A 24,260-nucleotide genomic window follows, 5' to 3' on the forward strand; every position below is an offset into this window, starting at 1 on the left:
CAAACCAATTATGATCGATCCAAAATTTCCTGAATTAACTAATTTTCAGGTAGAAAAACTTAAGAAGTACGGTGAAATAGAGTTCTATAAGGAGCCAACGGTCGTTTTGGATTTTGGAGACCGGCATTATGATTTTTTTGTGGTGCTTACTGGCGGAATCAGAATTATAGACCCTGATAAAAAAGATGAAAATATTGCCATTCATACCAGGCATCAATTCTCAGGTTCAAGTAGTATTCTCTCACATAGAGCCGTTGGGGTTTGCGGTGAAACCTTGGCAAATACCCAGCTTATAAGAATAAGTCCTGATAATCTAAAAAGTGCCATTGCCAAATTCAGTGATATTAGCGATGTACTTCTGAATGCATTTTTATTGCGTGAAGACGCGCTGAAAAACAACGTTCAGGGTATTAAACTCATTGGTTCTGAACACTCCAATGAAACCTACGCTATCCGTGATTTCATGGATAAGAATGATATTTGGTACAATTTTATTGATTCTGATAAGGAAGACGGATTGGTGCAGCTATTGGAAACTTTCAATTTAAAAGAATCTGACCTGCCTGTTTTAATCAATAGTCAGAATGAGATTTCCGTTCGCCCATCCATAGATGAAATTGGTACGTGTACCGGTGTTAGATTACAATTGGATGATGATATTTATGATGTTCTAGTGGTAGGTGCTGGTCCCGCTGGTTTGGCTGCTAGTGTTTATGGCGCTTCAGAGGGCTTAAAAGTGTTGACCATAGACAGTAATTCCCCTGGCGGACAAGCCGGTAAAAGTTCTAAAATTGAGAATTATCTAGGGTTTCCTACCGGAATTTCAGGACGTGACCTTGCCAATAATGGCTACATACAGGCACAAAAATTTGGTTGTACCATATCCGTGCCGCATAGGGTAGAGGGCATAGCGCGCAAAGATGGTTATTACGAAGTTAATTCTAACAACACATCTATATTAAAGGCTAAAACGGTCATTGCAGCAACAGGTGCGGCGTATAGAAGACTGCCTTTAGAAGGTATTGAAAAATTTGAAGGTTCCGGAGTGTACTACAGCGCCACTTCAATGCACGCCAATATGTGTAAAAACAGCGAAATAGGTATTGTGGGCGGCGGTAACTCCGCAGGTCAGGCGGCATTGTTTTTAGCAAACCATGCGCATAAAGTATATGTAATTATCAGAAACGAGGATATTGGCGCAAAAATGAGCGATTACCTTGTTCAGCGAATTTTCGCATGTGATAATATTGAAGTTTTAACAGGTAGTAATGTCGTTAAGGTTGACGGCGATACGTATTTGGAAAAGGTAGAAATCGAACAAAACGATGCTTTAGTAGAAAACAACATTAATTACCTATTTACTTTTGTTGGCGCAAAACCGTGTACGGAGTGGTTAGACAATATTATAGATACGGATGCTAAAGGCTTTGTACACACAGGGCTCACTATTTGCGATAATGCTTTAAATGGCGAATCGGTATTCAAACATAGAAAGCCTTACACTTTTGAAACCAGTTTACCCGGACTTTTTGCTGTTGGCGATGTACGTTCCGGGTCGGTTAAACGTGTAGCTTCGGCAGTAGGTGAAGGGTCTATTGTAGTTAGTGACATCCATAAATTTTTAGCGCTTGAAACCGAAGCAAAAATTATATAGTACTTTTAAGCCCTATGCCACGTACCATAATCGAAAATATTGTAATTCAAGAATACAAAGACCAAACCTTTTTTGAGTTTTGTAAGTATACTACCATCAGGTTTTTTGAGATTGTGTATTTTGAAAAGGGTAGCGGCACCATAAAGATTAATGGGAAAACGGTAAACTATTCGGCTAACAGCATCTTTGTTTTTGTACCAGATGATATTTATATCGTAAACCCAGAATCGGCAACTACCACCATTGCCATAAAATTCTTGAAAAGCTTTTTTAAGGGAGATGCACCACAAAATGCAAATCTTCCGGTGAACGATTGGTTTCGTAAAATTGAAGGGATTTTAAACAGTGAAAGTCATCAATTACGTGAAATGCGTTTTGAAACCGAATCGGATAAAATTCACTTGATTTCTTTAATTAAAATGGTGGCTGCAGAAAACGATAAAAAGAAATCATACGACCTGTTTATCATTCAAAATTCACTTTCTGTAATTCTTCACCTTATTGCCCGTAACATTCAGTTTTTAAATGCTGATATGAGTGCCAAAATAGTGGAGTCCTCCAAAATTCAGCAAATCATCAACTTTATTCACGCCAATATTTACAATCCGGAATTGCTGACCACCAAAAACTTGGCAGAAGAGTTTCATATGGCGGACAATTATATCAGTGAATATTTTAAAAAACATACTGATGTATCGCTAAAAAAGTACATTCTTAACTACAAATTAAAACTAGTAGAAACCCGATTAAAATATACGGATCTGCAGTTCTCAGAGATTGCAATGGAATTAGGCTTTACAGATTCTAGTCACCTTAACAAGACCTTCCAAAGTTATAAGGGGATGACTATTGGTGCTTATAAGGCAAGTATTTCCCAATAAATTACCATTTACCTCTTTTTTTACTAAAAGCCCTTTGTTTTTTACTTATCCAGAGCTTGAGTGCCTAGGTAACTTTGTACTGTATTAATAACAGAACAATAATTAACCAAAAACTCAATACTATGGAATACAAGAATTTTCAAACATTTACGGCAGAACAAAAAGGAGGAATTTTAACAGTGACTATCAATTTTGGTCCTGTAAACGTACAAGGGCAAGAAATGCTTGCAGATTTAAGCAGTCTTTGTTTATGATTAGAGTGCGATAAAAGCGTAAAAGTAGTTGTCTTTGAATCTTCAAATCCAGATTATTGGGTATGTCATTATGATACCAACTTACTTAGAGATATGTCTATGGAAGCGGTACCAAGAAACGAAGTACAGTTATTGGACTTACAAGCAATTTTAGAAAGATTAAGCAACGTACCACAAGCAACCATAGCTAAAATTGAAGGTTTTGCGCGTGGTGGCGGACACGAAATGGCGTTGGCACTGGATATGCGTTTTGCAGCAAGAGGTAAAGCCAAATTTATGCAAATGGAAGTAGGTATGGGCATTTTACCTTGTGGTGGTGGCGCTTCACGTATGGCAAGACAAACAGGTTTAGGTAAGGCATTGGAAATTATTTTAGGAGCCAGAGATTGGGATGCAGACGAAGCTGAAAAGTTCGGAACTATTAACAAAGCATTAGATGCAGATGAAATAGGACCTTATGTAGATGCTTTGGCAGAACGTATTTCTAAATTTCCGGCAGATTCTATTGCAGCTAGTAAACGTGCAGTATATGCGTCTATAGACTTACCAATTAAAGAGGCTTTAAAAGAAGAAGCCTACCAATTGTTTCAGGCTACAAGTAGAACACCTGCCATAAAAAGATTCACCTACGCAGATGAAAATGGCGCTCAGTTTGACCATAACAACCAAAAGAATTGGGAACAAATGGTGATGGATATTCAAGAAGTAAATTAAGGGCGCCGAGCGCCTTGCGCTACACACTTTACGCCAATCGCATATCGCAGTTTGCGTAGAGCGTGTTGCGCACAGCGAATAGCGAATAGCGAATAAAATAAAGTCTCTGTCTAAGGCTAGAGATATTTCCACAGATAAACAGATTAAAACAATAAAAAGAAGAAAGATTATGAAAGCAATGCTTATAAACAACTACGGAGAAAACGGAAATTTCGAAGTATCAGAAATTGAAAAACCAGCAGTAAAAGCAAATCACGTATTGGTAAAAATAGCGGCATCTAGTGTAAATACGATTGACACTATGATTAAGAATATGGGAACCGATTTACCATTATCACCAGCTACACCAGCCTTATTGGGAATGGATTTCTCAGGAATTGTAGAAGCTGTTGGAGATGGAGTAGAAGGTTTTAAAGTAGGCGATGAAGTATACGGTTGCGCTGGCGGATTAGCCGATTTACCAGGAACCTTAACGGAATATATTGTAGCGGATAGCAACCTTGTAGCGCACAAACCAAAAGGCTTAACAATGCGCGAAACTGCAGCTTTACCTTTGGTAGCTATTACAGCTTATGAAGGTTTAACAAGAGCAGGCGTAAAAGCAGGTCAGAAAGTATTGGTACACGGTGGTTCTGGTGGTGTTGGTCATTTAGCGGTGCAGTTGGCAAAGTATTTTGGAGCAGAAGTTTTTGCTACAGGTACTGGTGATAATCAAAAAGCTATTGTTGAAAAATTTGGTACAACCTTCATCGATTTTAAAACAGAAAAAGTAGCAGATTACACAGCAAAATATACCGATGGTGGTTTTGATGTGGTTTTTGATACGGTTGGTGGTGCAAACCTTACCAATTCTATTGAAGCTGTTGCCTTAAACGGACATATTTCTACTACGGTGTCGTTATGTGAGTTAGACTTAACGCCATTGCACTTTAAAGGAGCATCATTACACGTAGTATTTATGCTAATACCAATGTTGCACAATTTTAAAAGAGATGCACACGGAACTATTTTAGAGCGTTTAGCTGAAATTTCTAACGAAGGACATTTAACGCCAATAGTAGATCAAAACAAGTTCTCGTTAGAAGAAGTTGGTGATGCTTACGCACATTTACAAAGCGGAAAAGCTATTGGTAAAATAGTAGTTGAGAACTAAAAACAGTAGGGATTTGCAATGTATCCTTATGGTTGATTAATAGTGTTAAATGCCTCTTTTTAGAGGCATTTTTCATTTAAAACATAGCAAAACCTTGTTTTTTACTAAAACCACCATTTTTACTACCAAAGCAGAACAGCCGGTTGTGCGTAATTTTGTTATAGATAAAAAATACAATAGCAGTAGCTATACTAAAAACATATAATTATGAAAACAATAGAACATACAAATGCACTTGCGGAAGCTCGTGCTTTAGAAGTACCATCAAGAGAATTATCCTTAAGACGCGATCCATCTGTTTCACAATTTTGGAATGAAAACCGAAAATTGCTAGAAGCTGCTTGGACAGAATGGGAACTAGAAAACAAAGACGATTTACTAGTTCCTGACGAAACTTTGCTTGACCCACGTTTACGTAAAGCTATTAAGGACGCTTGGGAAAATCCAGAAAAAGAGTCTGCTGTTGCCGATTTATGGGATGAAGTTATACCAGGAGTTTATGTAGCACAGTTTTTTGATGTAGATCGCTTAGCGGATTTCCGCAACTATTTAGAAGCTGTGGCAAACTCAAGAGTACCAAAACGTGCGCCTTACGGTATACAGTTAAACCGATATGGAATGATGCTAGATCCTCGTTCTGAAGGGCATTTGGCAGCACCTAATTTTCAGGCTTTTTATAATGATATGATGGACCGTTTTATGCGTCCTATAGCGCGTTTGCTATTGGGAACCTATGGTTATGACAATCAGACTTTTGGATTTTCAATACAGTACAATCCAGATAAGGACAAGGATTTACACGCACATACCGATGCTTCTGCGGCTACCTTGAATATCAACATTAACTTACCGGATGAAAAGTTTACAGGATCTGAGGTCGATTTTTATGATAAGGCTTCAGGAAAAACGGTACAAGCTATTTTTGAGCCAGGAAAAGCCATCATCCATAGAGGTAATGTGCCACACGCAACACATCCAATTACAAGCGGACAACGTAGTAATTTAGTAGTTTGGTTGTATGGTGACCGTATGCAAATACCACGTGGTAGTACCAGTAGTTACGGGAATAGTAACAGTGACTCTATTAAAGATGTTGCCTTGGAAAGCGTTACCGCTCGCCAACGTTGGAGTTTACCTGATGGTCTTAAAGATACCGTTGCACCGTTTTAAAAGTCCATAAGAAACTGGCAGCATTTGTGCTGCCAGTTTTCATAAACTATATAATTATGTACACCAAACCTAAATATCCAATTGTAACTGTTCTAAAATGGACAAGAAGGTATATTTATATCTTTTTTATAACGGCATTAATTCCTGTTCTACTTTACGAAGTAGCCGGTTTTAAATGGCTTACATTGCCTTGGCAACCAATTGGACTAATTGGTATGGCATTAGCATTTATTACTGGTTTTAAAAACAATGCTTCCTACGATAGACAATGGGAAGCTAGAAAAATTTATGGCGGCATAGTAAATGCATCTCGTTGGTTTACAACAATGGTTAACGATTTTGTAACCAATAGTAATACCGATAAGCCTAAAACAGAAGCTGAACTATTTCAGATAAGAAAAACAATGGTTTTACGCCATGTTGCTTGGATGAGTTCCTTGAGACATGCCTTGCGCCAAAAAAAGAGTTGGGAAACGGCTAAAACAAATAAGTCTGATCAAGAGCATATGAAAAAAATAAAGGTTCTAGAATTTGAAAATTCGTTATCTGATGAGTTAGAAGGTTATTTGTCTTTGGATGAAAAAGCTAAGGTACTCACTAAAACAAACAAGCAAACTGCGGTTTTAAACCTTCAATCTAAACACATTAGACAATTGGTTTCATTAGGGTTAATTGATAATTTCAGACACGTAGAATTTCAAAATATAATTGGTGAGTTGTTCACCTTGCAAGGAAAAGCAGAACGAATTAAAAATTTCCCATATCCCAGACAGTTTGCTACTTTGAACTCCTATTTTGTTTGGATTTTCATTTTCATAATGCCTTTTGGTTTTATGCGCCAGTTTGATATAACTGCGCAATCTTTGGTAGCATCTGGTGTGCACAATGCGTTTTTTGGATTTATAGTCCAACATTTTGTGTGGTTATCTATTCCCTTTACCATTATTATTTCGTGGATATTTTTTTCTATGGAGCGTGTAGGAGATACTTCTGAAAATCCTTTTGAAGGAATGGGTAATGATGTGCCAATTTCCACTATTTCTAGAGCAATAGAAATTGATATTAGAGAAATGATTGATGATGACAAATATGAAATTCCTGATCCTTTACCTGAATATGCAAATACTCAAATGTAACAATTGAACTAGATTCTATACTTAAAATTAAAACTCAATAGATAAAGCTTATAAAATGAAACATATATTAATAACAGGAAGTACAGACGGCATAGGCAAATTACTAGCCTTGCGTTTGGCTAAAGAAGGGAACTTTGTTGCCATTCACGGTAGGAGTGATGCTAAATTAAGCGCTACTTTAAAAGAAATAAAACAGCAATCTAATAATGAAAATGTAATAGGCTTTTTAGCAGATTTTTCAGACTTAAATGCGGTTAAAAAAATGGCTGAAGAGGTTGCTAAAAAAATGCCAGTAATTGATGTTTTGGTTAACAATGCAGGTGTTTTAATGACGAATAGCAATAGTGGTACTACAGATATTCGGTTTGTGGTTAACTACTTTGCACCCTATGTATTAACAAATGGCATATTAGCAAACTTAAAAGCATCGGACGCACCAAAAGTTGTGAATTTAAGTTCTGCCGCGCAATCCACTATAAATGTACAAGCTTTAGAAGGCAAAACAGGTTTGGGTGCCAACGAAGCTTACGCACAAAGCAAACTGGCATTAACAATGTGGAGTTTTTATTTAGCGGAACAAGAACCATCAATCACGGTAGTGGCGGTAAATCCGGGTTCCTTATTAAATACCAAAATGGCTAAAGAAGCTTATGGGCAGCATTGGTCTCCTGCAGAAAAAGGAGTTGACATTCTGTACAATTTAAGTATGACAGATTTAGCAAAATCAGGTGAGTTTTTTGATAATGACCGTGGTGGATATAACAAAGCTCATGCGGAGGCTTATAACAACGTGAAAATTGAAGAGTTGATTAAACTTACGGATGCTATAGTTATGCATTAGAGTAGATTAAGCAGGGGTTATTTCTTTTAAAAAGAAAAATGGATGGATTTTTACATGTCATTTTCACCTAAATTCGCAAAATGAAAAAGATTTTGGTTTTGTTTTCGCATCCTAAGTTTGAAAAGTCTAGGGCAAACTCCATTTTGGTAGATAAGATTAAATACAAAGAAGGTGTAACATTTCATGACCTATACGAGAAATACCCTGATTTTAACGTAAATGTAGAGGCCGAAAAAGAGCTCATAAGTGAACATGATATTTTAATTTGGCACCATCCCTTTTATTGGTACAGTTGTCCTCCCTTAATGAAGCAATGGATAGATATGGTGCTGGAATTTGGTTGGGCTTATGGGCCTAGCGGTAAGGCATTGTACTCAAAAAAATGTTTAAACGTAATTACCACGGGAGGCTCCAGGGCATTGTACTGCGAACAAGGAACCAATAGTTTTTCGGTAAAAGAGTTTTTAAGGCCTTTTGAACAAACGGCAAATTTATGCGGTATGCAATACTTTCCGCCTTTTGCCGTAATGGGCACCCATAGAATTGAGGATAAGGAATTATACGATTATGCCCATAAGTATGATAAATTGATTGATTTGCTGCAAAGTGATATGTCCCTATCAGACGTAGGAAACTTTTCGTTTATCAATGATATTCCACAATTAAATCCGCAGATATGACAGGTAGTATACTTTTTGAAGCTATTGTATTCTTATTGGGAGCCATTATTTGCGTGTCTATTGCCAAACGTCTTGGACTAAGTTCAGTATTGGGGTACTTAATGGCAGGCGTATTAATAGGTCCCTACGTTTTAGGTTTTATAGGAAATGAAGGAGAAGACATTCTTCATTTTGCCGAGTTTGGTGTAGTTATGATGTTGTTTTTGATTGGTCTGGAAATAGAGCCTAAAAACTTCTGGAAAATGCGAAAGACCATTGTAGGCATGGGAAGTTTACAGGTTATGGGGACTATAATACTTTCTTATTCGCTATTTATTGTATTGGGCTTTGACTGGAAAGTCGCCTTAACTTTTTCAATGGCGGTGGCCTTGTCATCTACCGCAATTGCATTACAGACCATTAAAGAAAAAGGCCTGTTGAACACCACTTTTGGACAGTCTTCATTTTCCATTTTATTGTTTCAGGATATCATTGTCATTTTTATGTTGGGTGCTTTGCCCTTATTGGCAAACACGGAAAAAGCTCCTGTAGAGAATGGTGATACTCACGCTAATTTACTTCAGAATTTACCATTGGGATTGCAGACCTTGTCCATTTTGGTTTCGGTTTTTGCTATAGTTGTAGCAGGAAAATATCTAATAGTGCCTATGCTCCGTAAAGTGGCCAAAACCGGTGTTAGGGAATTATTGATTGCTGCAGCACTACTCATTGTTTTCGGAATTTCTTTTTTGATGGAGCTCGTTGGGTTAAGCCCTGCACTTGGAGCTTTTTTAGGTGGTGTAGTCTTGTCCAATAGTGAATTTAAGCATGAGCTGGAAAGTACTTTGGAGCCTTTTAAAAATTTACTCTTGGGTCTGTTCTTTATGGCCGTAGGAGCTTCAATAAATTTTATCGTAATAGCAAAGAGTCCGCTTACTATTGGCGGCATTTTACTGTCCGTAATCGTTATTAAAGCTTTGATTTTGTTTATCACCGGCGCGGCCTTTAAGTTGAAACTAAATCAGAAATTGCTGTTGACGTTTAGTTTGGCACAAATAGGGGAGTTTGCTTTTGTACTGTTGTCTTTTGCGTTTCAGTTAAATATTCTGGAGCAAAACCAAATGGATATTATGTTGGTGGTTACCGCCTTGACTATGACGGTTACACCCATTATTGGTATGGTGAACGAGCGAGTGCTTTTACCTCATTTTGGCACCAAAGAATCTATAAAAAGACCTATGGACCACATTGCAAAATCGCAAAAGATTATCTTGGTAGGTTTCGGTCATTTTGGAAGTACTATTGGGCGTTTTCTTAGGACACATGGTGTAGAGGCCACTATTTTGGACCATGATTCCAACCGGGTAGATTTTTTACGTAAAATGGGTTTTGATGTGCATTATGGTGATGCCACTCGTATGGATTTGCTCGAATCGGCAGGTATAGCCGAGGCTAATTTTCTTATTTGTGCTATGGATAACCCAGATGTGATAAAGACCTTGGCAAAAACGGTAAAAAGTAACTACCCAAAGGTTAAGGTTATGGTACGGGCCAAAAATAGGTATGCGGCCTATGAATTCCTGAACATGGAAATAGATCATATTTATAGGGAGTCTTTGGAAACTTCCTTAAAATTGGCCAGTGAAGTTCTTAGTCAAATGGGCTTTAGAAAATACACCTTACAGCGTCAAGCGCAGAATTTCATTAAGTATGATGAAGATAGTTTAAGACGATTGGCCAAAGAAACAAAGATAGGTGATGAGGACTATATCTTTAAGGCAAGGAAAGAGCTGGAACAACAAGAAAAACTACTGGAACAAGATTTAAAACGAGGCGTAGTAGAGTTTGATAATCATTGGGATAGTGAACAAATTAGAGCTATGCTCAGCGGTACGAATACTCTAAAATAGACTTGTTTTAGAATTGACACATCATATTTTTCAAGACTAAAGAAACTGATTTCGGCTACTCCAGGCAGACTCAATTAAAACAGTACTTATACTGTTAATCAGTGGTTTAGAATTTTTTGATTAGAAATTGTAGGGTTGCTTTATGAGCTTGTCAAGTTTTTATTGAGTGTTTTTTCATGGCGTGTAGGGTCTATACAATTACATTCGGTTTTGTATTAATGACTCAACATTCTCTTCTATGACCTTTCTCAAAAGCACAGTGATTTTATTCATCATTTTATGTATTTCTTGCAAAAGCGAAACAGCCTCAGAAGTAGATGAATTAAAAACAGAGGAGAAACTACCTAACGAGGAGGAATTAACACCTACAGAAGAAGAAGAAGAGGAGACTGAAGAACCCGTTTCTGAAAATATAGTATATGATTTTAGCGGACAGACACCACCGCACGCCCCAGAAGGAATGGAATGGAAGTTAGTATCTGAACTTTCGGATGAGTTTAACGATACCTTTGATGATACAAAATGGACGAAGTCTTTGTGGAACTATGGCGTACCGGTGAATATGGTTTCTGAAAACTCTGGTGTAAATGATGGAAATTTATGGATTAAGGCAACCTTGGCCGAAAATGAGAAACGTTGGTTTCAGTCTTCTCGTGTAATGTCCAAAACACGAATTAACTATCCCATGTACACGGTCAGCCGTATAAAAGGAGCACACATATCCGCATACAATACATTTTGGTTGAACAACGGTAATATCTCAAACCGAAACGAGATTGATGTGATTGAGAACAATTCCAACCCGTCATGCGATTGTCAACCTGATTTTCCGTGGCAAATGAACTCTCAATATTTTCACGTAATCGATGATGACACCAAGCGCAACAAAGGTAATTTTGATAATAGGGAACTCTCCAACGACAATCCGCTTAAAGGAATACAGTGGAATGAGGCCTACCACACTTTTGGTGTTTGGTGGAAGGACGAAACACACATTCAATTTTATTTGGACGGTGAACCAGCAGGGAATGTGGTTTCCGCACGCAATTTTACAAGGGAATTAAATATCATTTGGGACTTGTGGACCGTTGATGCAGATTGGCTAGGAGGACTGGCTAAAAAAGAGCATCTGCAGGATAGTACTATGAATACAATGAAAGTAGATTGGATACATACCTATCAACTGGTAGAAAAGGAATAAAACAATAATGTTGAGTTGTTAGTTTAGTAGGAGTAGGGCATGAACACTTGTTTTTGCCCTATTTTTTTATCTATAACCTAGTATTGCAGTTTGATGTGAGAAAGATTTTCTTGTATTGAGCAGTATAACTTGTCGTAGTTTCTATTTCAATTTTCAAACTAATGATGGTATTTATTAAATGCTATATAGAGCACTTATTAAGAGTGTGTTGCTAATTAGTGGCACATCACATTTTCAACCATCACATATAAGCTAAAATCAATTTTTATTGAATCATTGAGCCCTTTTCACCTTCCTTAACTTCACGAACAAGACTTTAAAGATGAACAGTCTTACTTAGAATTTTAAAGAAGGAAATATGAAAGAACAAAGTATTTTAAAACCTTATATTTTAGGCAATATAGAATTACCCAACCGTGTTGTAATGGCACCAATGACGCGTAGTAGGGCAAATAACAGTGAAAATGCACCTACAGAAGATTTGCATGTACCCTATTACACTCAAAGGGCTACTGCCGGACTCATAATAACAGAAGGCACCCAAGTGTCTAAGAAGGCAGTTGGTTATATTAATACACCCGGAATTTATTCAAAACCACAGGTAGAAGGGTGGAAGAAAGTGACACAATCTGTTCACGAGGCCGGTGGAATAATTTTTGCTCAACTTTGGCATGTAGGTAGAATTTCGCATCCTGATTTTCACAACGGTGAACTCCCTTGGGCACCGTCCGCAATCAATCCGGAAACAGAAGTGTTTACGCCCGAAGGCAGCAAAAAAACGGTTACTCCAAAGGCAATGACCCAGGAGGATATCAAAACCACTAAGAATGAATTCGTTCAAGCGGCCAAAAATGCTGTTGCCGCTGGTTTTGATGGTATTGAAATACATTCATCCAATGGTTATTTATTTCATCAATTTTTTAATGGAACCAGCAATATTAGAGAAGACGAGTATGGAGGTAGTATTGAAAATAGAGCCCGCTTTTTCTTTGAGGTTTTAGATGCTGTTAAAGAAGTAATTCCTGAGATAAAAATTGGGGTTCGGTTTAACCCATCGTTACATAACATTTTTGGAATGACAATGGATGAAGAAACCATTCCCACCTTTGATTATATTATTGAGAAGTTGGATAAGGAATATGACCTGGCCTATATCCATTTATCCGAACCTTTTAATGATGTGTCTGAAGTTGAGTTTGCCGAGCAACACATAGCTAAACGCTACAGGCCGAAATATGATGGAACCTTGATGATAAATAGTGGTTTTGACCAAGAGAAGGCCAATGCTGTTTTGGAAGAAGGAAATGCAGATTTGGTAGCGTTTGGGAAACTATTTATATCTAATCCCGATTTGGTAGGTCGCTTTCGGGAAAACGTAGAAATTTCAGAATGGGACAAAAATACTTTTTATACAACGGGAAAGAAGGGCTACACTGATTATGAAGCAAAAACGAGAGAACTAATCCCTAATCAATAGACCAGAAGATAGTTTAACCCTAAAATCTAAATTGAAAATGGAAACTTTAGTAAACGGATTTTCTACAATAAACCCAACAACGGGAGAGGAAATCAAGGAATATGAATATATGAGCAATGAAGAAGCTCAAAATGCAGTTGAAAAATGTCATAATGCATTTAAAGAATGGCGCTTAAAATCACTTGCTGAGCGTGCAGAAATAATAAAGGCCATTGGCGAAGAGCTGAAAAAAAATAAAGACAAGTTCGTCAAACTGATGACCCAGGAAATGGGTAAAGTCTTAAAACAAAGTGCTCAAGAAATAGATTTGTGCAGTGCTATTTGCGAATACACAGCAACCGAAGGTCAAGAACATCTAAAAGATGAAGAACGAGAATTGCCGAACGGGGGCAAGGGGATAATCTCCTATTCTCCAACCGGGGTAATTTACGGTATACAGCCATGGAATTTTCCGGCTTACCAAGCGGTACGTTATTCAATTGCCAATTTAATGGCGGGTAACGGGGTTCTTTTAAAACACTCCAGTGGTGTAACGGGATCAGCATTGCTACTGCAAGAAATTTACGAACGTGCGGGCTTGCCCAAGAATCTATTTACCGTTCTGCTTATAGAACATGACCAGTCCGATGCAATTATTGAAAATGAACTTGTTCGTGGCGTAACCCTAACCGGTAGCCCAGATGCAGGAAAAATAATTGCCAAAAAAGCAGGGGCCGCACTAAAAAAGACGGTACTTGAATTGGGTAGTAACGATGCGTATTTGGTTCTTGATGATGCAGATATTGAATTGGCTGCCAAAACCAGCGTAATGGGCAGGATTTATAATAACGGGGAAACTTGTGTAGCTGCTAAACGATTTGTTGTAGTTGAGAAGGTCTACGATGAGTTTCGTGATGCTTTTGTAAAAGCGATGAAAGAAGTTAAATTGGGAGACCCTACAAAAGAGGATTCGGATTTAGGGCCAATGGCGAGAGAAGATTTACGTGAAACTCTTCATGAGCAAGTTCAGAAGAGTGTAAAAAAAGGAGCAAAAGTTCTTATTGGCGGTGAGATGCCGGATACTGATGGATTCTTTTACCCTGCAACGATTCTAGAAAACTTGGAACCCGGACAGCCAGCTTATGATGACGAGCTTTTTGGGCCGGTCGCTTCACTGATTAAAGCAAAGGATAATGAAGATGCCATGCGTATAGCTAATGATAGTAGGTTTGGATTAGGAGGAGGAATTTTCTCCAAAAATGAAGACAAAGCGTTTGAATTAGCCAAGAAACATTTTGATACGGGAATGGTATTTATCAATTCATTTGGATTGGCCACGCCCAATATGCCTTTTGGTGGAGTGAAAAACTCTGGTTATGGTAGAGAGCACGGTGGGTTCGGAATTCGTGAATTTGTGAATGTCAAAGCTGTAATGAAAGTTAATATGTAAGTTGCTTAAAAACAGCGTTTTTTAAAACAAAAACAGGGTCAAGGGTATGTGGATTTTCCCATCTCTTAGCCCTGTTTTATGTACAATCATAGAGGGTTGCCCCTCAAACCTAAAGCAAACAAAAATAAAGCGAACGATGAATTCTCTTAAAACATTTAGTATATTGTTTTGGTTCTAAAGTCTTGGAATATAGTATTGTTCTGGATAATAGGAATAAAGAACAACCAAGACAGTACCCCCGTATGAGAAAAAATTGTATCCTCCTATTAGTATTTTTCACCTTAGGAAACCTATGTGCCCAAAAGGATAGCATCGTGCCACCACGCAAGAACAAATTACTGAAAAGGACAATTTTACCCCTCTCCTTACTTACAACAGGAATACTTTTATCCGATAGTGGTTTTGAAATATCATTGCATGAAACAGCTCAAGGTTGGGTGGGCAATGACTTTCGCACCCACTTGGATGATTATACACGGTATGCCCCAGTGGCCACGCTTGTCGTAGCCAATGTGGCTGGAGTAAAAGCACAACATCATTGGTTTGATCAAACAAAAAACTTAGCGGTCTCCATGATTCTAACGGATGTATTTACCAGGGCAATTAAAAATTCCGTTGTTAAGTATAGGCCCGATCGCTCTAATGATAACGCATTTCCCTCCGGTCATACATCCATTGCTTTTGCATCAGGTGCTGCAGTTTATGAAGAATATAAAGACACCAATGCCTATCTAGCTTACAGTGGCTTTGGTTTTGCGGCTGTAACGGGTGGCTTAAGGCTTTTCAACAACAAACACTATATTTCAGATATCCTTGCAGGCGCTGGTATAGGAATATTGGTAACAAGACTGGTTTATCATTTTGACTATTTGTTCAAGTGGAATCCGTTTATAAAATCTAAGAATATCTCCCTAATTCCCCGTTATTCGGATGGCTTCGTGGGGCTTTATTTTTCTAAGTCATTCTGATTTACTTTTTACATTAAAACCAATATCTCAGCTGCCTAAAGCTAAAGATTGGTTTTACAATTCTACTCGCTTAAATACTCCACTGTATAGTTTTAAGAATTCACTGAAAAGTATCTGTCATTCACAGATTCTTCAAAAAGGGTGCAATTCAAATAAGCACCTTTGTTTTATAGATTATAACTCAAAATACATTTACAATGAAAAAAATAAGCCTGTTGGTCCTGCTGGCAATGCATATTTCGTTTACAATTTCTTGCTCAGATGATGATGCCATAACTACTACGGAAGATGGTGTAGAGGTAACCGACGAATCTAACGAAGAAACGGAGGATGACGAAGTTTATGTGGAATCATATGCCGATAGTGATTTTGAAGCTTCGGATTGGACGGATGCCACACATAGCAAATCTGCCGATCCTAATTTTGATGTGGTTTTTGAAGATAACACCGTAAAGCGCTTAGACCTAATTATTACAGAAGATCGCTGGCAGAGTATGTTAGATGATATGACCACTCTATATGGAGAATTTGGTGGTACAGGTGGCAGACCGGGCCCTGGTGGACCAGGTGGTGGACTTGTAGAAACTGACGAAGACCCAATTTTTGTGCCTGGAGAAGTTCTTTTTGAAGATAAGGAATGGTACCGCGTAGGTCTACGTTTTAAAGGAAACTCTAGTTTGCAATCCAGTTGGTCCGCAGGAATATTAAAACTGTCCTTTAAGCTAGATTTTGATGAGTTTGAAGACGAGTACCCACAAATTGATAACCAGCGTTTTTACGGGTTTAAAAAATTGAGCCTGAAAAATAATTACAATGATAAATCTATGCTGCGCGAAAAAGTAGCTACGGATTTGTTTAGAGAAGCCGGTTTGGCCAGCTCACATGCCGCTATTTATGAAGTGTACGTAGACCATGGTAACGGCCCTGAATATTTTGGCGTGTATACATTGGTAGAAGAGGTAGACGATACGGTTATAGACACCCAATTTTCCGATAATGATGGTAATTTGTACAAACCTGATGGCGATGGTGCAAGCTTTGCGGATGGCTCTTTTTCTGAAGATGTATTCGTTAAGAAAACCAATGAGGACGAAGCTGACTTTTCTGATATAGAAAGCCTTTTTGCCGCTTTGCATGCAGATATCCGTACCACTGATCCTGATGCGTGGCGTACCCAACTAGAAACCGTTTTTGATACGGATACATTCTTGAATTACTTGGCGGTAAATACGGTCATCCAAAACTGGGACACCTATGGAAGAATGACACATAATTACTTTTTGTACAACAATCCCGATACAGAAAAACTGGCGTGGATTCCATGGGATAATAACGAAGCATTACAACGGGGCAATCAACAAGGTGCTTTGGCTTTAGATTTCTCGGATTTAAATGATACAGAGTGGCCGTTGATTGGATACATGTATGAAGATGCCACGTACAAGGCAAAATATGATAGCTATGTACAGGAGTTTGCCAATAACGTTTTTACAGTTAGCGCAATGCAAACCAAATACGCTGCCTATGCTTCATTAGTTGAGGCGTATGCTACGGCGGAAGTTGAGGGATATACGTTCTTGAATTCCAGTGCGGACTTCCAAGCGGCTATAAGTGAATTGAATAGCCATGTGTCCGAAAGGGCGGCGGCAGTAGATAATTATTTGAATTAGTGAGTTTTTATGACGTAAGATGATGTAGGGGTTAGTTTTGAGAGAAAATCCGGTTGCCGTTGGTAGCCGGATTTTTTGTATTTACGGCCATCAGAATCTAAACCGTATGGACAATAAAAACTGATTTGTTGGGGGAAGACTTGGTATGTTGGTTTTACCGGCTATTATGCCTACTTCCAGTACTTGTTTTTCCTTTATTCTGTAACCAATACCTAAATTCACATTTATTAAGGCACTCTCAATACCTCCGGTGCGTTGATCAATATCAAAGGTCTTCCCGGTACGTGCATAGAGATAGGTCTTCTCATTTACATCATATTTAAGAACTATAGCACCCGCAATTTGCTCGTGGGTGCCAAACTTGGCATAATTGCGTTCTAGGCCGGCACTGAATTTTTCGGATATCTGATAATCAAAATAACCAGTTTTAAAAACTTCTCCGTTTAAATTCAAGGGGGCCTCAAAACGGTAGTGAGATAAATTTTTTATGAGTAAAGAATCTAGCGAAATCTTTTCTTTGGGGACTATTTGACTATATGCGGTAAGCGGAAAATAGAAACAGAAAACCGAGAAAAGAAGATTCTTCATAAACAAAGGTTTTGGCTCATCTTATTTCAAATATAGGAATTGGACTACATTTAACTTAAGTAAGAACTGTTTTTTGGTAGAAGTTTAACAGTAGCTTGATTTCTAGAGTTACCCCAAAAATCCCGTCGATAAAAACAGCAGTTTCGTATAGTCAAATGGGTCAAACTTCTATTCCCTTTTCATGTGTGCGCCTATAGTTTCACATTTGAAGTGTAAATTAAAAACACGCATAAATGAAACTATATATAATCCTTGCAAGCTTTTTGTTCGCTCAAATTTCCTATGGACAAGTGGTACCCGAGCGTACAAGTGAAAAGATATGGTCCTTGGAAGACTGTATTACCTACGCCATTGAAAATAACATTACCGTAAAAGATGCCACGTTAAACAAGAATAGTTCTGAAGTAGATTATTACAAAGCAAAATCTGCCAGACTACCGGATTTGTACGGAAGTGCATCACAAGGTTTTTCAAGTGGTACTACTATTGACCCTATTACGAGTGATTATGTTTCCGATCAAATTCATAATACAAACTTGGGTATTAATAGTTCTATGACCTTATTTCAAGGCAATCAGTTGAGCAATCAAATTAAGCAGAATAAACTACTTCTAGAGCAAAGCACACTATTGGAGGAAGAAGCAAAGAACAGTATCGTTATCAGTATTTTGGAAACCTATTTGCAAACACTTTACAGTAAAGAGGGGATTGCCATAGCCCAGAATAACCTTGAAGCTTCTGAAAAGGAAGTGATTCGGGCAAAATCGCGATTAGATGCGGGATCCATCGCCTTAAGTGATTATACCGAAGCACAGAGTCAAGCTGCTACCAATAGGTATAATGTTATTTCGGCTAAAAATAATTATGCCCAGAACATTATCACCTTAAAACAGTTATTGGAATTATCACCTCTGGAACCCTTGGAAATTGAAACGTTGGATGAGAATATGGATTTGATTAACCTAGAGCTGAATAAGGAGGCAATTTATACCAATGCATTGGAATATTTACCGGAGGTTGAGGCCAGCAAAACCAACATTGCCATTACCGAGAAAGAGTTGGATATAGCCAAAGGAGGGTACTTGCCCACATTGTCCCTAATCGGTAGTCTTGGTTCTGGATATACAAGTATAAACGATAACACTTTTGGAGATCAATTAGATGTCAATTTCAATCAGAAATTAGGTCTCAGTTTAAGCATTCCTATTTTCAATAGGAACCAGACCAAAGCGGCCGTACAAACAGCCACTATAAATATTGAAAAAGCACAGTTGCAGAAACAAAGTATAGAAAAAGAGGTCATTAAAAAAGTGGAAACAGCTTATCAGAATGCGGTTTCTTCACAAGAGCAACTTGTTGCTGCACAAGCATCTCAAAACGCAGCGGAGCAATCCTATAATCTGGCACAAAAAAAATATGAATTGGGTGATTTAAGTACAACGGATTTGGTGATTAGCCAAAACACCTATACCAACGCTCAAGAGAATTACTTACAGGCTAAATACTTAAATATTCTTTACCATCAATTATTACAATTCTATCAAGGAAACGATATTAAACTTTAATCAAAATGAAAAATAAAAGAAACATCATTATTGGAGGTATAGCTATGGTTATACTGGCCATTGTTGCATTAGGTTTTATAAATGGCAATGATAAAGTTGCTATTGAAGCTAAGACCATTACCGCTAGAAAAGGAGATGTAACCACTATGGTTACGGCTACCGGAACTATAGAGCCTATTACCCAAGTGGAAGTGGGTACCCAGGTTTCCGGAGTTGTGGAAAAAATCTATGTGGATTATAACAGTGTGGTTACCGAAGGTCAGTTGATTGCGGAGCTTGACAAAACAAATCTTAAGGCAGCAACCGTTCAGGCACAAGCCGCCTATGATAATGCGGTAAGTCAAAGAGATTATATGAAAATCATCTACGAAAGACAGAAAACGCTATACGACAATCAGGTAATTAGCAAGTCGGATTTTGATGATGCGCTCTACAATTACCAAACGGCAAAGGGAACGGTAACACAGCGCATGTCAGATTTGCAGGAAGCAAAAACAAATTTGGGTTATGCTAATATTTACTCACCAATAGATGGGGTTGTACTTTCAAGGGATATTGATGAAGGGCAGACGGTTGCGGCCAGTTACAGCACACCAACCCTTTTTACTATAGCTCAAGATTTAAAAGAAATGCAAGTTGAAGCCGATGTAGATGAAGCAGATATAGGCGATGTAAAAGAAGGGCAACGGGTTAGTTTTACGGTAGATGCCTATCAAGGAAAAGTATTTGATGGAATCGTTACGCAAGTAAGGTTAGATCCAACCGTAACTTCCAACGTGGTAACCTACACGGTTGTTATAAAAGCAGATAACCCCGATTTAAAATTAAAGCCGGGTCTTACGGCCACGATCTCTATTTACACTTTGGAACTTAAGGATGTGTTATCTATTGAAGCTAAGGCAATTAATTTTAAGCCAACTCCACCTGAGATGATGGCCTATAACGAACAACAAGAATTGTCCGTTGATCCTTCCCAGCAAAAACCAATAGATTCGGAGGAAGATAAATCCATAGTTTGGGTTTATGAAGCCAATGGAGCTATCATACCCAAGGAGGTAACATTAGGTGCTAGTGATGGGGTAAACGTTCAAGTTGTAGACGGTATAGATGAGGGGAATAAAGTAGTGTATAGTTTAAAATCCGAATCTACTAAAACAGCGGTCGCTCAAGGAGGTACGGATGAGAGTCCATTTATGCCAAAACCACCAGGAGGTAGCAAGAAAAAATAAAAGCCATGAGTAAAGAAATTATAAAAATTGAGGATTTAAAACGAGAGTTTACCATGGGAACCGAAACGGTTCACGCGTTAAAGGGGATTTCGTTCGATATCAAAGAAGGCGAGTTCGTTACCATCATGGGGTCCAGCGGTTCGGGAAAAAGTACCCTATTGAATATTTTAGGGTGTTTGGATCAACCAACGGCAGGGAACTATGAAATAGATGGTGTAAAAGTTAAAAACCTTAGCAGAAATGAATTGGCCACTATACGAAATGAGAAAATAGGTTTTATTTTTCAATCGTATAATCTGTTGGCTAGAACATCGGCCATTGAGAATGTAGAATTACCATTATTATACAACAGTAAGGTATCTACGGAAGAACGTCGGGAACGCGCTATAAAGGCATTGGGAATGGTGGGTTTGGCAGAACGGTTGAACCATACGCCATCTCAACTTTCCGGTGGACAGCAACAGCGTGTGGCCATTGCTAGGTCTTTGGTTAATAATCCGGTGATGATATTAGCAGATGAGGCCACGGGAAACTTGGATACACGTACTTCTTATGAAATTATGTCTTTGTTTCAGGAATTGAATCAAAAAGGGATAACTATAACATTTGTGACGCACGAACCGGATATTGCCACATTTAGCAATAGAACTATTGTCTTAAAAGATGGTAACATCATACAAGACTATCAAAATCACAACATACTCTCCGCATCAGAAGAACTGGCAAAATTGCCCAAACAAGACGATTAATTATGAGACTATTAAATCTATTTAAAATCGCTTTTAAAGCTATTGTTCTTAATAAAACAAGAACCCTGCTTACCATGTTAGGAATTATCATTGGGGTAGCTTCGGTAATTGCTATGTTGGCAATTGGAGAAGGGTCCAAGGAAAGTATACGGGCTACCATATCAAATATGGGGTCCAATATGATTACCATAAGACCGGGTACTGATGACAGAGGTCCTGCAAGAGGTAGTGGAGGGGATGTGCAAACACTTACCCTAAAAAACTATGACGTAATAAAAGAGCAGGCATCTTTATTAAGTTACGTTACTCCGGTAGTGAACGGTGGAGGTCAGGTTATTAATGGGGCCAACAACTGGCCCAGTACAATTTACGGCGTAAACCCGGACTATTTGAATATAAAAGTGGTGGGCTTGCAAAGTGGGAGTATGTTTACGGATGCCGAGGTAAGATCAGCCTCTAAAGTTGTGGTTATAGGGCAAACGGTGGTTGACAATATATTTCCTGACGGACAAGAGCCCGTAGGGCAGATGATCAGGTTCAACAATATTCCTTTTAAAGTTATTGGTGTTTTAGAAGAAAAAGGCGAAAACACTTTTGGCCAAGATCAAGACGATGTGGTAATAGCTCCTTACACCACCGTACAAAAACGTATTTTGGCTATTGATTATTTAAATCAGATAGTGGCTTCTGCCATTAGTGAGGATGATGCCCCGGAAGCGGTAACACAAGTAACGGATATTTTACGTTCTGAGCACAAACTACTGGATTATGATGAAGATGATTTTACGGTTCGTTCTATGGAAGAATTAATTTCTACCTTTAGTTCTACGAGTGAAATGCTTACCATTCTTTTGGTGGCCGTAGCCGGAATTTCTTTGCTGATCGGGGGTATTGGAATAATGAATATTATGTATGTTTCCGTTAAAGAACGTACCAAGGAAATTGGTTTAAGAATGGCAGTTGGTGGCAAAGGTTCGGATATTTTAATGCAGTTTTTGATAGAGGCCATTTTAATTAGTATTACCGGTGGGGTACTAGGTGTAATCTTGGGACTGAGCGCAACCGTTTTTATTGAAAAGTTCTTACATTGGCCTACCAGTGTGGCACTATATTCCATAATTATATCATTTGTGGTATGTGCGGTTACCGGAATCTTTTTTGGATGGTACCCAGCTAGAAAAGCATCGGCATTGGACCCTATTACGGCATTACGCTATGAATAAAGCAGTTATGTATAAAAACAAAAAAATAATATTCTTTCAGCATATACTTATATGGCTTGTTCTGTTTAGCATGCCCTATATATTGTCATATGGCCAAGAATCGGATATCAATAGGCTCATAGCGCACTTTTTGATTCCAATGTTGTTCTATGCGGTTATTTTCTATCTCAATTTTTTCGTTCTTATAGATAGGTTTTTATTCCCAAAGAAAACCCTGAAGTTTATCCTTTTCAACATTGTGGCCATTGCCTTTTTTATGTTTTTGAAAGAACAGATAGAGGACACTTTCTTTCAAGGACTTGCGAGAAGAGCGCCGGGCGATAATCCTAAAGAGGGGCCTCCTATTAAGTTGTTTTTATATGTACAGATGATTTCCTATGCGGCACCGGTACTTTTCTCTATAGCCATAAAGACTACCAAACGCTGGGTTAGAACGGAAGCGGAACGCAAAGAGGCCGATAACTTTAAATTGCAAACGGAACTTCAGCATTTGCGATATCAGTTACAACCGCACTTCTTTTTTAATTCCCTGAACAATATCTATTCTTTGGTTGATATTTCTCCGGAAAGAGCAAAATCTACCATCCATAGTTTGGGAAAGCTTATGCGCTACCTTTTGTATGAAACCAATACAGAATTAGTGCCGTTATCCAAGGAAATTGAATTTATGCGTAAGTACATAGATTTAATGAAACTCAGGTTGACCGATAAAACAGAAATAGAATCTAGCTTCCCTATTAGTGAAAACCAGGTTCAGATTGCACCTTTATTATTTATATCGTTGATAGAAAATGCGTTTAAACATGGGGTGTCGGCAAATAAGAACAGTATCATTTCTATTGATATGACCATTAAGGGGAGAATAGTGGATTTTACTATTGAAAACCATAATTTCCCAAAACAGGATAATGACAAAAGTGGTTCCGGTATAGGGTTGTCCAATTTAGAAAAGCGGTTACAACTATTATATCCCAATAAACATATTTTTAAAAAGGAGCTTGCAGCAGGTGTGTATAGGGTTAATTTAAAAGTAGAGACTTAAATGGAAGGAATACAAATTACATGTGTGATTGTTGATGATGAGCCCATGGCACTTAACTTGGTTGAAAGTTATGTAGAGAAAACACCCTATTTGGTACTCAAAAAGAAATGTAGCAGTGCTATTGAGGCCATGCAGTTCCTTAACCAAGAAGTAGATTTACTTTTTTTGGATATTCAAATGCCCGATTTAACGGGATTGGAATTTTCAAAAATGCTGCCCAAGCAAACCAGGGTCATTTTTACCACTGCTTTTGACCAATATGCTCTGGAAGGCTTTAAAGTAGAGGCGTTGGACTATTTATTGAAACCTTTTGACTATGCGGAATTTTTGGCAGCGGCCAATAAAGCGTTTGAATGGTTTTCATTGGTGCGTGGTTCTAATAAACCTTCGATGGTTTCGGATAAAAAGGAATTTCTTTTCGTAAAATCAGAATACAAACAGTTGCGGATCAAACTAGATGATGTCCTGTATTTTGAAGGTTTAAAGGATTATATTAAGATTTGGTTAAAAGACAATCCCAAACCCATTTTAACTTTAATGAGCCTAAAGAGTTTGGAAGAGGAACTGCCGGAAGAAAATTTTATGCGGGTACATCGCTCGTTTATCGTATCGCTTAAAAACGTAGAAGTTATAGAGCGAAGTCAGATTATTATCAATAATCAGCGCATAACCGTTTCCGAACAGTACAAGCCCAAATTTCTGGATTTTATAAATAACAACTCCCTTTAATTTTTAAGGTATTATCTT

Annotated in this window: 21 protein-coding genes and 1 pseudogene; 21 read left to right on the forward strand and 1 reads right to left on the reverse strand. The window is 38.1% G+C overall.

Annotation, left to right across the window (positions count from 1 at the left end):
• Positions 1-10 precede the first annotated feature (10 nt).
• From H9565_RS13130 to H9565_RS13195, 15 genes and pseudogenes are all read left to right on the forward strand, one after another.
• A complete protein-coding gene (locus H9565_RS13130; protein WP_215440349.1) occupies positions 11-1,654 on the forward strand; it encodes an FAD-dependent oxidoreductase in 1,644 nt (547 codons plus the stop codon).
• Positions 1,655-1,668: 14 nt separating this feature from the next.
• Positions 1,669-2,535: an AraC family transcriptional regulator gene (locus H9565_RS13135; RefSeq protein ID WP_077399401.1), complete on the forward strand. Its 867-nt coding sequence runs from the start codon at positions 1,669-1,671 to the stop codon at positions 2,533-2,535.
• A 122-nt stretch (positions 2,536-2,657) separates the two neighbouring features.
• Complete coding sequence (locus H9565_RS20245; protein WP_262897836.1) at positions 2,658-2,789, forward strand: hypothetical protein; 132 nt, start codon at positions 2,658-2,660, stop codon at positions 2,787-2,789.
• A gap of 15 nt (positions 2,790-2,804) precedes the next feature.
• Positions 2,805-3,503 (forward strand): annotated as a pseudogene (locus H9565_RS13140) (enoyl-CoA hydratase/isomerase family protein); the annotation flags it as partial.
• Positions 3,504-3,672: 169 nt separating this feature from the next.
• Complete coding sequence (locus H9565_RS13145; RefSeq protein WP_215440350.1) at positions 3,673-4,656, forward strand: zinc-dependent alcohol dehydrogenase family protein; 984 nt, start codon at positions 3,673-3,675, stop codon at positions 4,654-4,656.
• A gap of 207 nt (positions 4,657-4,863) precedes the next feature.
• Positions 4,864-5,826: a 2OG-Fe(II) oxygenase gene (locus H9565_RS13150; RefSeq protein ID WP_215440351.1), complete on the forward strand. Its 963-nt coding sequence runs from the start codon at positions 4,864-4,866 to the stop codon at positions 5,824-5,826.
• Positions 5,827-5,882: 56 nt separating this feature from the next.
• Entirely contained in the window at positions 5,883-6,962 is a 1,080-nt protein-coding gene (locus H9565_RS13155; RefSeq protein ID WP_215440352.1) for a bestrophin family protein, read from the forward strand.
• Positions 6,963-7,017: 55 nt separating this feature from the next.
• Complete coding sequence (locus tag H9565_RS13160) at positions 7,018-7,803, forward strand: SDR family NAD(P)-dependent oxidoreductase (RefSeq protein WP_215440353.1); 786 nt, start codon at positions 7,018-7,020, stop codon at positions 7,801-7,803.
• An 80-nt stretch (positions 7,804-7,883) separates the two neighbouring features.
• Complete coding sequence (locus H9565_RS13165; RefSeq protein WP_215440354.1) at positions 7,884-8,483, forward strand: NAD(P)H-dependent oxidoreductase; 600 nt, start codon at positions 7,884-7,886, stop codon at positions 8,481-8,483.
• On the forward strand, positions 8,480-10,372 hold the full coding sequence (locus tag H9565_RS13170) for a monovalent cation:proton antiporter-2 (CPA2) family protein (RefSeq protein WP_215440355.1): 1,893 nt from the start codon (positions 8,480-8,482) through the stop codon (positions 10,370-10,372). The genes H9565_RS13165 and H9565_RS13170 overlap by 4 nt, the downstream gene beginning before the upstream one ends.
• A 238-nt stretch (positions 10,373-10,610) precedes the next feature.
• Complete coding sequence (locus H9565_RS13175) at positions 10,611-11,573, forward strand: LamG domain-containing protein (protein ID WP_215440356.1); 963 nt, start codon at positions 10,611-10,613, stop codon at positions 11,571-11,573.
• 358 nt (positions 11,574-11,931) lie between these two features.
• Positions 11,932-13,050 (forward strand): alkene reductase, encoded by a 1,119-nt coding sequence (locus tag H9565_RS13180; protein WP_215440357.1) that lies wholly within the window; start codon positions 11,932-11,934, stop codon positions 13,048-13,050.
• Positions 13,051-13,087: 37 nt separating this feature from the next.
• A complete protein-coding gene (locus H9565_RS13185) occupies positions 13,088-14,479 on the forward strand; it encodes an NAD-dependent succinate-semialdehyde dehydrogenase (RefSeq protein ID WP_215440358.1) in 1,392 nt (463 codons plus the stop codon).
• Positions 14,480-14,721: 242 nt separating this feature from the next.
• Positions 14,722-15,447, forward strand: a complete 726-nt coding sequence (locus H9565_RS13190; protein ID WP_215440359.1) for a phosphatase PAP2 family protein — start codon at positions 14,722-14,724, stop codon at positions 15,445-15,447.
• A gap of 197 nt (positions 15,448-15,644) precedes the next feature.
• Positions 15,645-17,117 carry a CotH kinase family protein gene (locus tag H9565_RS13195; protein ID WP_215440360.1) on the forward strand — a complete coding sequence of 491 codons (1,473 nt, stop codon included), beginning with the start codon at positions 15,645-15,647 and terminating at the stop codon, positions 17,115-17,117.
• Positions 17,118-17,207: 90 nt separating this feature from the next.
• On the opposite strand, the gene H9565_RS13200 is transcribed toward H9565_RS13195, so the two are convergent.
• A complete protein-coding gene (locus H9565_RS13200; RefSeq protein ID WP_215440361.1) occupies positions 17,208-17,705 on the reverse strand; it encodes a hypothetical protein in 498 nt (165 codons plus the stop codon).
• A gap of 233 nt (positions 17,706-17,938) precedes the next feature.
• On the opposite strand from H9565_RS13200, the gene H9565_RS13205 reads away from it, so the two are divergent.
• From H9565_RS13205 to H9565_RS13230, 6 genes are all read left to right on the forward strand, one after another.
• The gene (locus tag H9565_RS13205; protein ID WP_215440362.1) at positions 17,939-19,270 is read left to right on the forward strand and encodes a TolC family protein; all 1,332 of its coding nucleotides are present in this window, start codon (positions 17,939-17,941) and stop codon (positions 19,268-19,270) included.
• Positions 19,271-19,275: 5 nt separating this feature from the next.
• Positions 19,276-20,499, forward strand: coding sequence for an efflux RND transporter periplasmic adaptor subunit (locus tag H9565_RS13210; RefSeq protein WP_215440363.1), 1,224 nt, complete (start codon positions 19,276-19,278; stop codon positions 20,497-20,499).
• 5 nt (positions 20,500-20,504) lie between these two features.
• Positions 20,505-21,248, forward strand: coding sequence for an ABC transporter ATP-binding protein (locus tag H9565_RS13215; RefSeq protein ID WP_215440364.1), 744 nt, complete (start codon positions 20,505-20,507; stop codon positions 21,246-21,248).
• 2 nt (positions 21,249-21,250) lie between these two features.
• Complete coding sequence (locus tag H9565_RS13220; RefSeq protein ID WP_215440365.1) at positions 21,251-22,471, forward strand: ABC transporter permease; 1,221 nt, start codon at positions 21,251-21,253, stop codon at positions 22,469-22,471.
• A gap of 70 nt (positions 22,472-22,541) precedes the next feature.
• Positions 22,542-23,513, forward strand: coding sequence for a sensor histidine kinase (locus H9565_RS13225; protein ID WP_246560613.1), 972 nt, complete (start codon positions 22,542-22,544; stop codon positions 23,511-23,513).
• On the forward strand, positions 23,514-24,242 hold the full coding sequence (locus H9565_RS13230; RefSeq protein WP_215440367.1) for a LytR/AlgR family response regulator transcription factor: 729 nt from the start codon (positions 23,514-23,516) through the stop codon (positions 24,240-24,242).
• The last annotated feature ends 18 nt before the right edge of the window (positions 24,243-24,260 follow it).

The organism is Zobellia russellii (genome assembly GCF_018728565.1).
In the GTDB taxonomy this organism is placed as follows: Bacteria; Bacteroidota; Bacteroidia; order Flavobacteriales; family Flavobacteriaceae; genus Zobellia; species Zobellia russellii.

Coding starts and splice junctions, on each gene's coding strand:
- H9565_RS13130 (WP_215440349.1), top strand. CDS start 11: ATGATCGATCCAAAATTTCCTGAATTAACTAATTTTCAGGTAGAAAAA.
- H9565_RS13135 (WP_077399401.1), top strand. CDS start 1,669: ATGCCACGTACCATAATCGAAAATATTGTAATTCAAGAATACAAAGAC.
- H9565_RS20245 (WP_262897836.1), top strand. CDS start 2,658: ATGGAATACAAGAATTTTCAAACATTTACGGCAGAACAAAAAGGAGGA.
- H9565_RS13145 (WP_215440350.1), top strand. CDS start 3,673: ATGAAAGCAATGCTTATAAACAACTACGGAGAAAACGGAAATTTCGAA.
- H9565_RS13150 (WP_215440351.1), top strand. CDS start 4,864: ATGAAAACAATAGAACATACAAATGCACTTGCGGAAGCTCGTGCTTTA.
- H9565_RS13155 (WP_215440352.1), top strand. CDS start 5,883: ATGTACACCAAACCTAAATATCCAATTGTAACTGTTCTAAAATGGACA.
- H9565_RS13160 (WP_215440353.1), top strand. CDS start 7,018: ATGAAACATATATTAATAACAGGAAGTACAGACGGCATAGGCAAATTA.
- H9565_RS13165 (WP_215440354.1), top strand. CDS start 7,884: ATGAAAAAGATTTTGGTTTTGTTTTCGCATCCTAAGTTTGAAAAGTCT.
- H9565_RS13170 (WP_215440355.1), top strand. CDS start 8,480: ATGACAGGTAGTATACTTTTTGAAGCTATTGTATTCTTATTGGGAGCC.
- H9565_RS13175 (WP_215440356.1), top strand. CDS start 10,611: ATGACCTTTCTCAAAAGCACAGTGATTTTATTCATCATTTTATGTATT.
- H9565_RS13180 (WP_215440357.1), top strand. CDS start 11,932: ATGAAAGAACAAAGTATTTTAAAACCTTATATTTTAGGCAATATAGAA.
- H9565_RS13185 (WP_215440358.1), top strand. CDS start 13,088: ATGGAAACTTTAGTAAACGGATTTTCTACAATAAACCCAACAACGGGA.
- H9565_RS13190 (WP_215440359.1), top strand. CDS start 14,722: ATGAGAAAAAATTGTATCCTCCTATTAGTATTTTTCACCTTAGGAAAC.
- H9565_RS13195 (WP_215440360.1), top strand. CDS start 15,645: ATGAAAAAAATAAGCCTGTTGGTCCTGCTGGCAATGCATATTTCGTTT.
- H9565_RS13200 (WP_215440361.1), bottom strand. CDS start 17,705: ATGAAGAATCTTCTTTTCTCGGTTTTCTGTTTCTATTTTCCGCTTACC.
- H9565_RS13205 (WP_215440362.1), top strand. CDS start 17,939: ATGAAACTATATATAATCCTTGCAAGCTTTTTGTTCGCTCAAATTTCC.
- H9565_RS13210 (WP_215440363.1), top strand. CDS start 19,276: ATGAAAAATAAAAGAAACATCATTATTGGAGGTATAGCTATGGTTATA.
- H9565_RS13215 (WP_215440364.1), top strand. CDS start 20,505: ATGAGTAAAGAAATTATAAAAATTGAGGATTTAAAACGAGAGTTTACC.
- H9565_RS13220 (WP_215440365.1), top strand. CDS start 21,251: ATGAGACTATTAAATCTATTTAAAATCGCTTTTAAAGCTATTGTTCTT.
- H9565_RS13225 (WP_246560613.1), top strand. CDS start 22,542: ATGCCCTATATATTGTCATATGGCCAAGAATCGGATATCAATAGGCTC.
- H9565_RS13230 (WP_215440367.1), top strand. CDS start 23,514: ATGGAAGGAATACAAATTACATGTGTGATTGTTGATGATGAGCCCATG.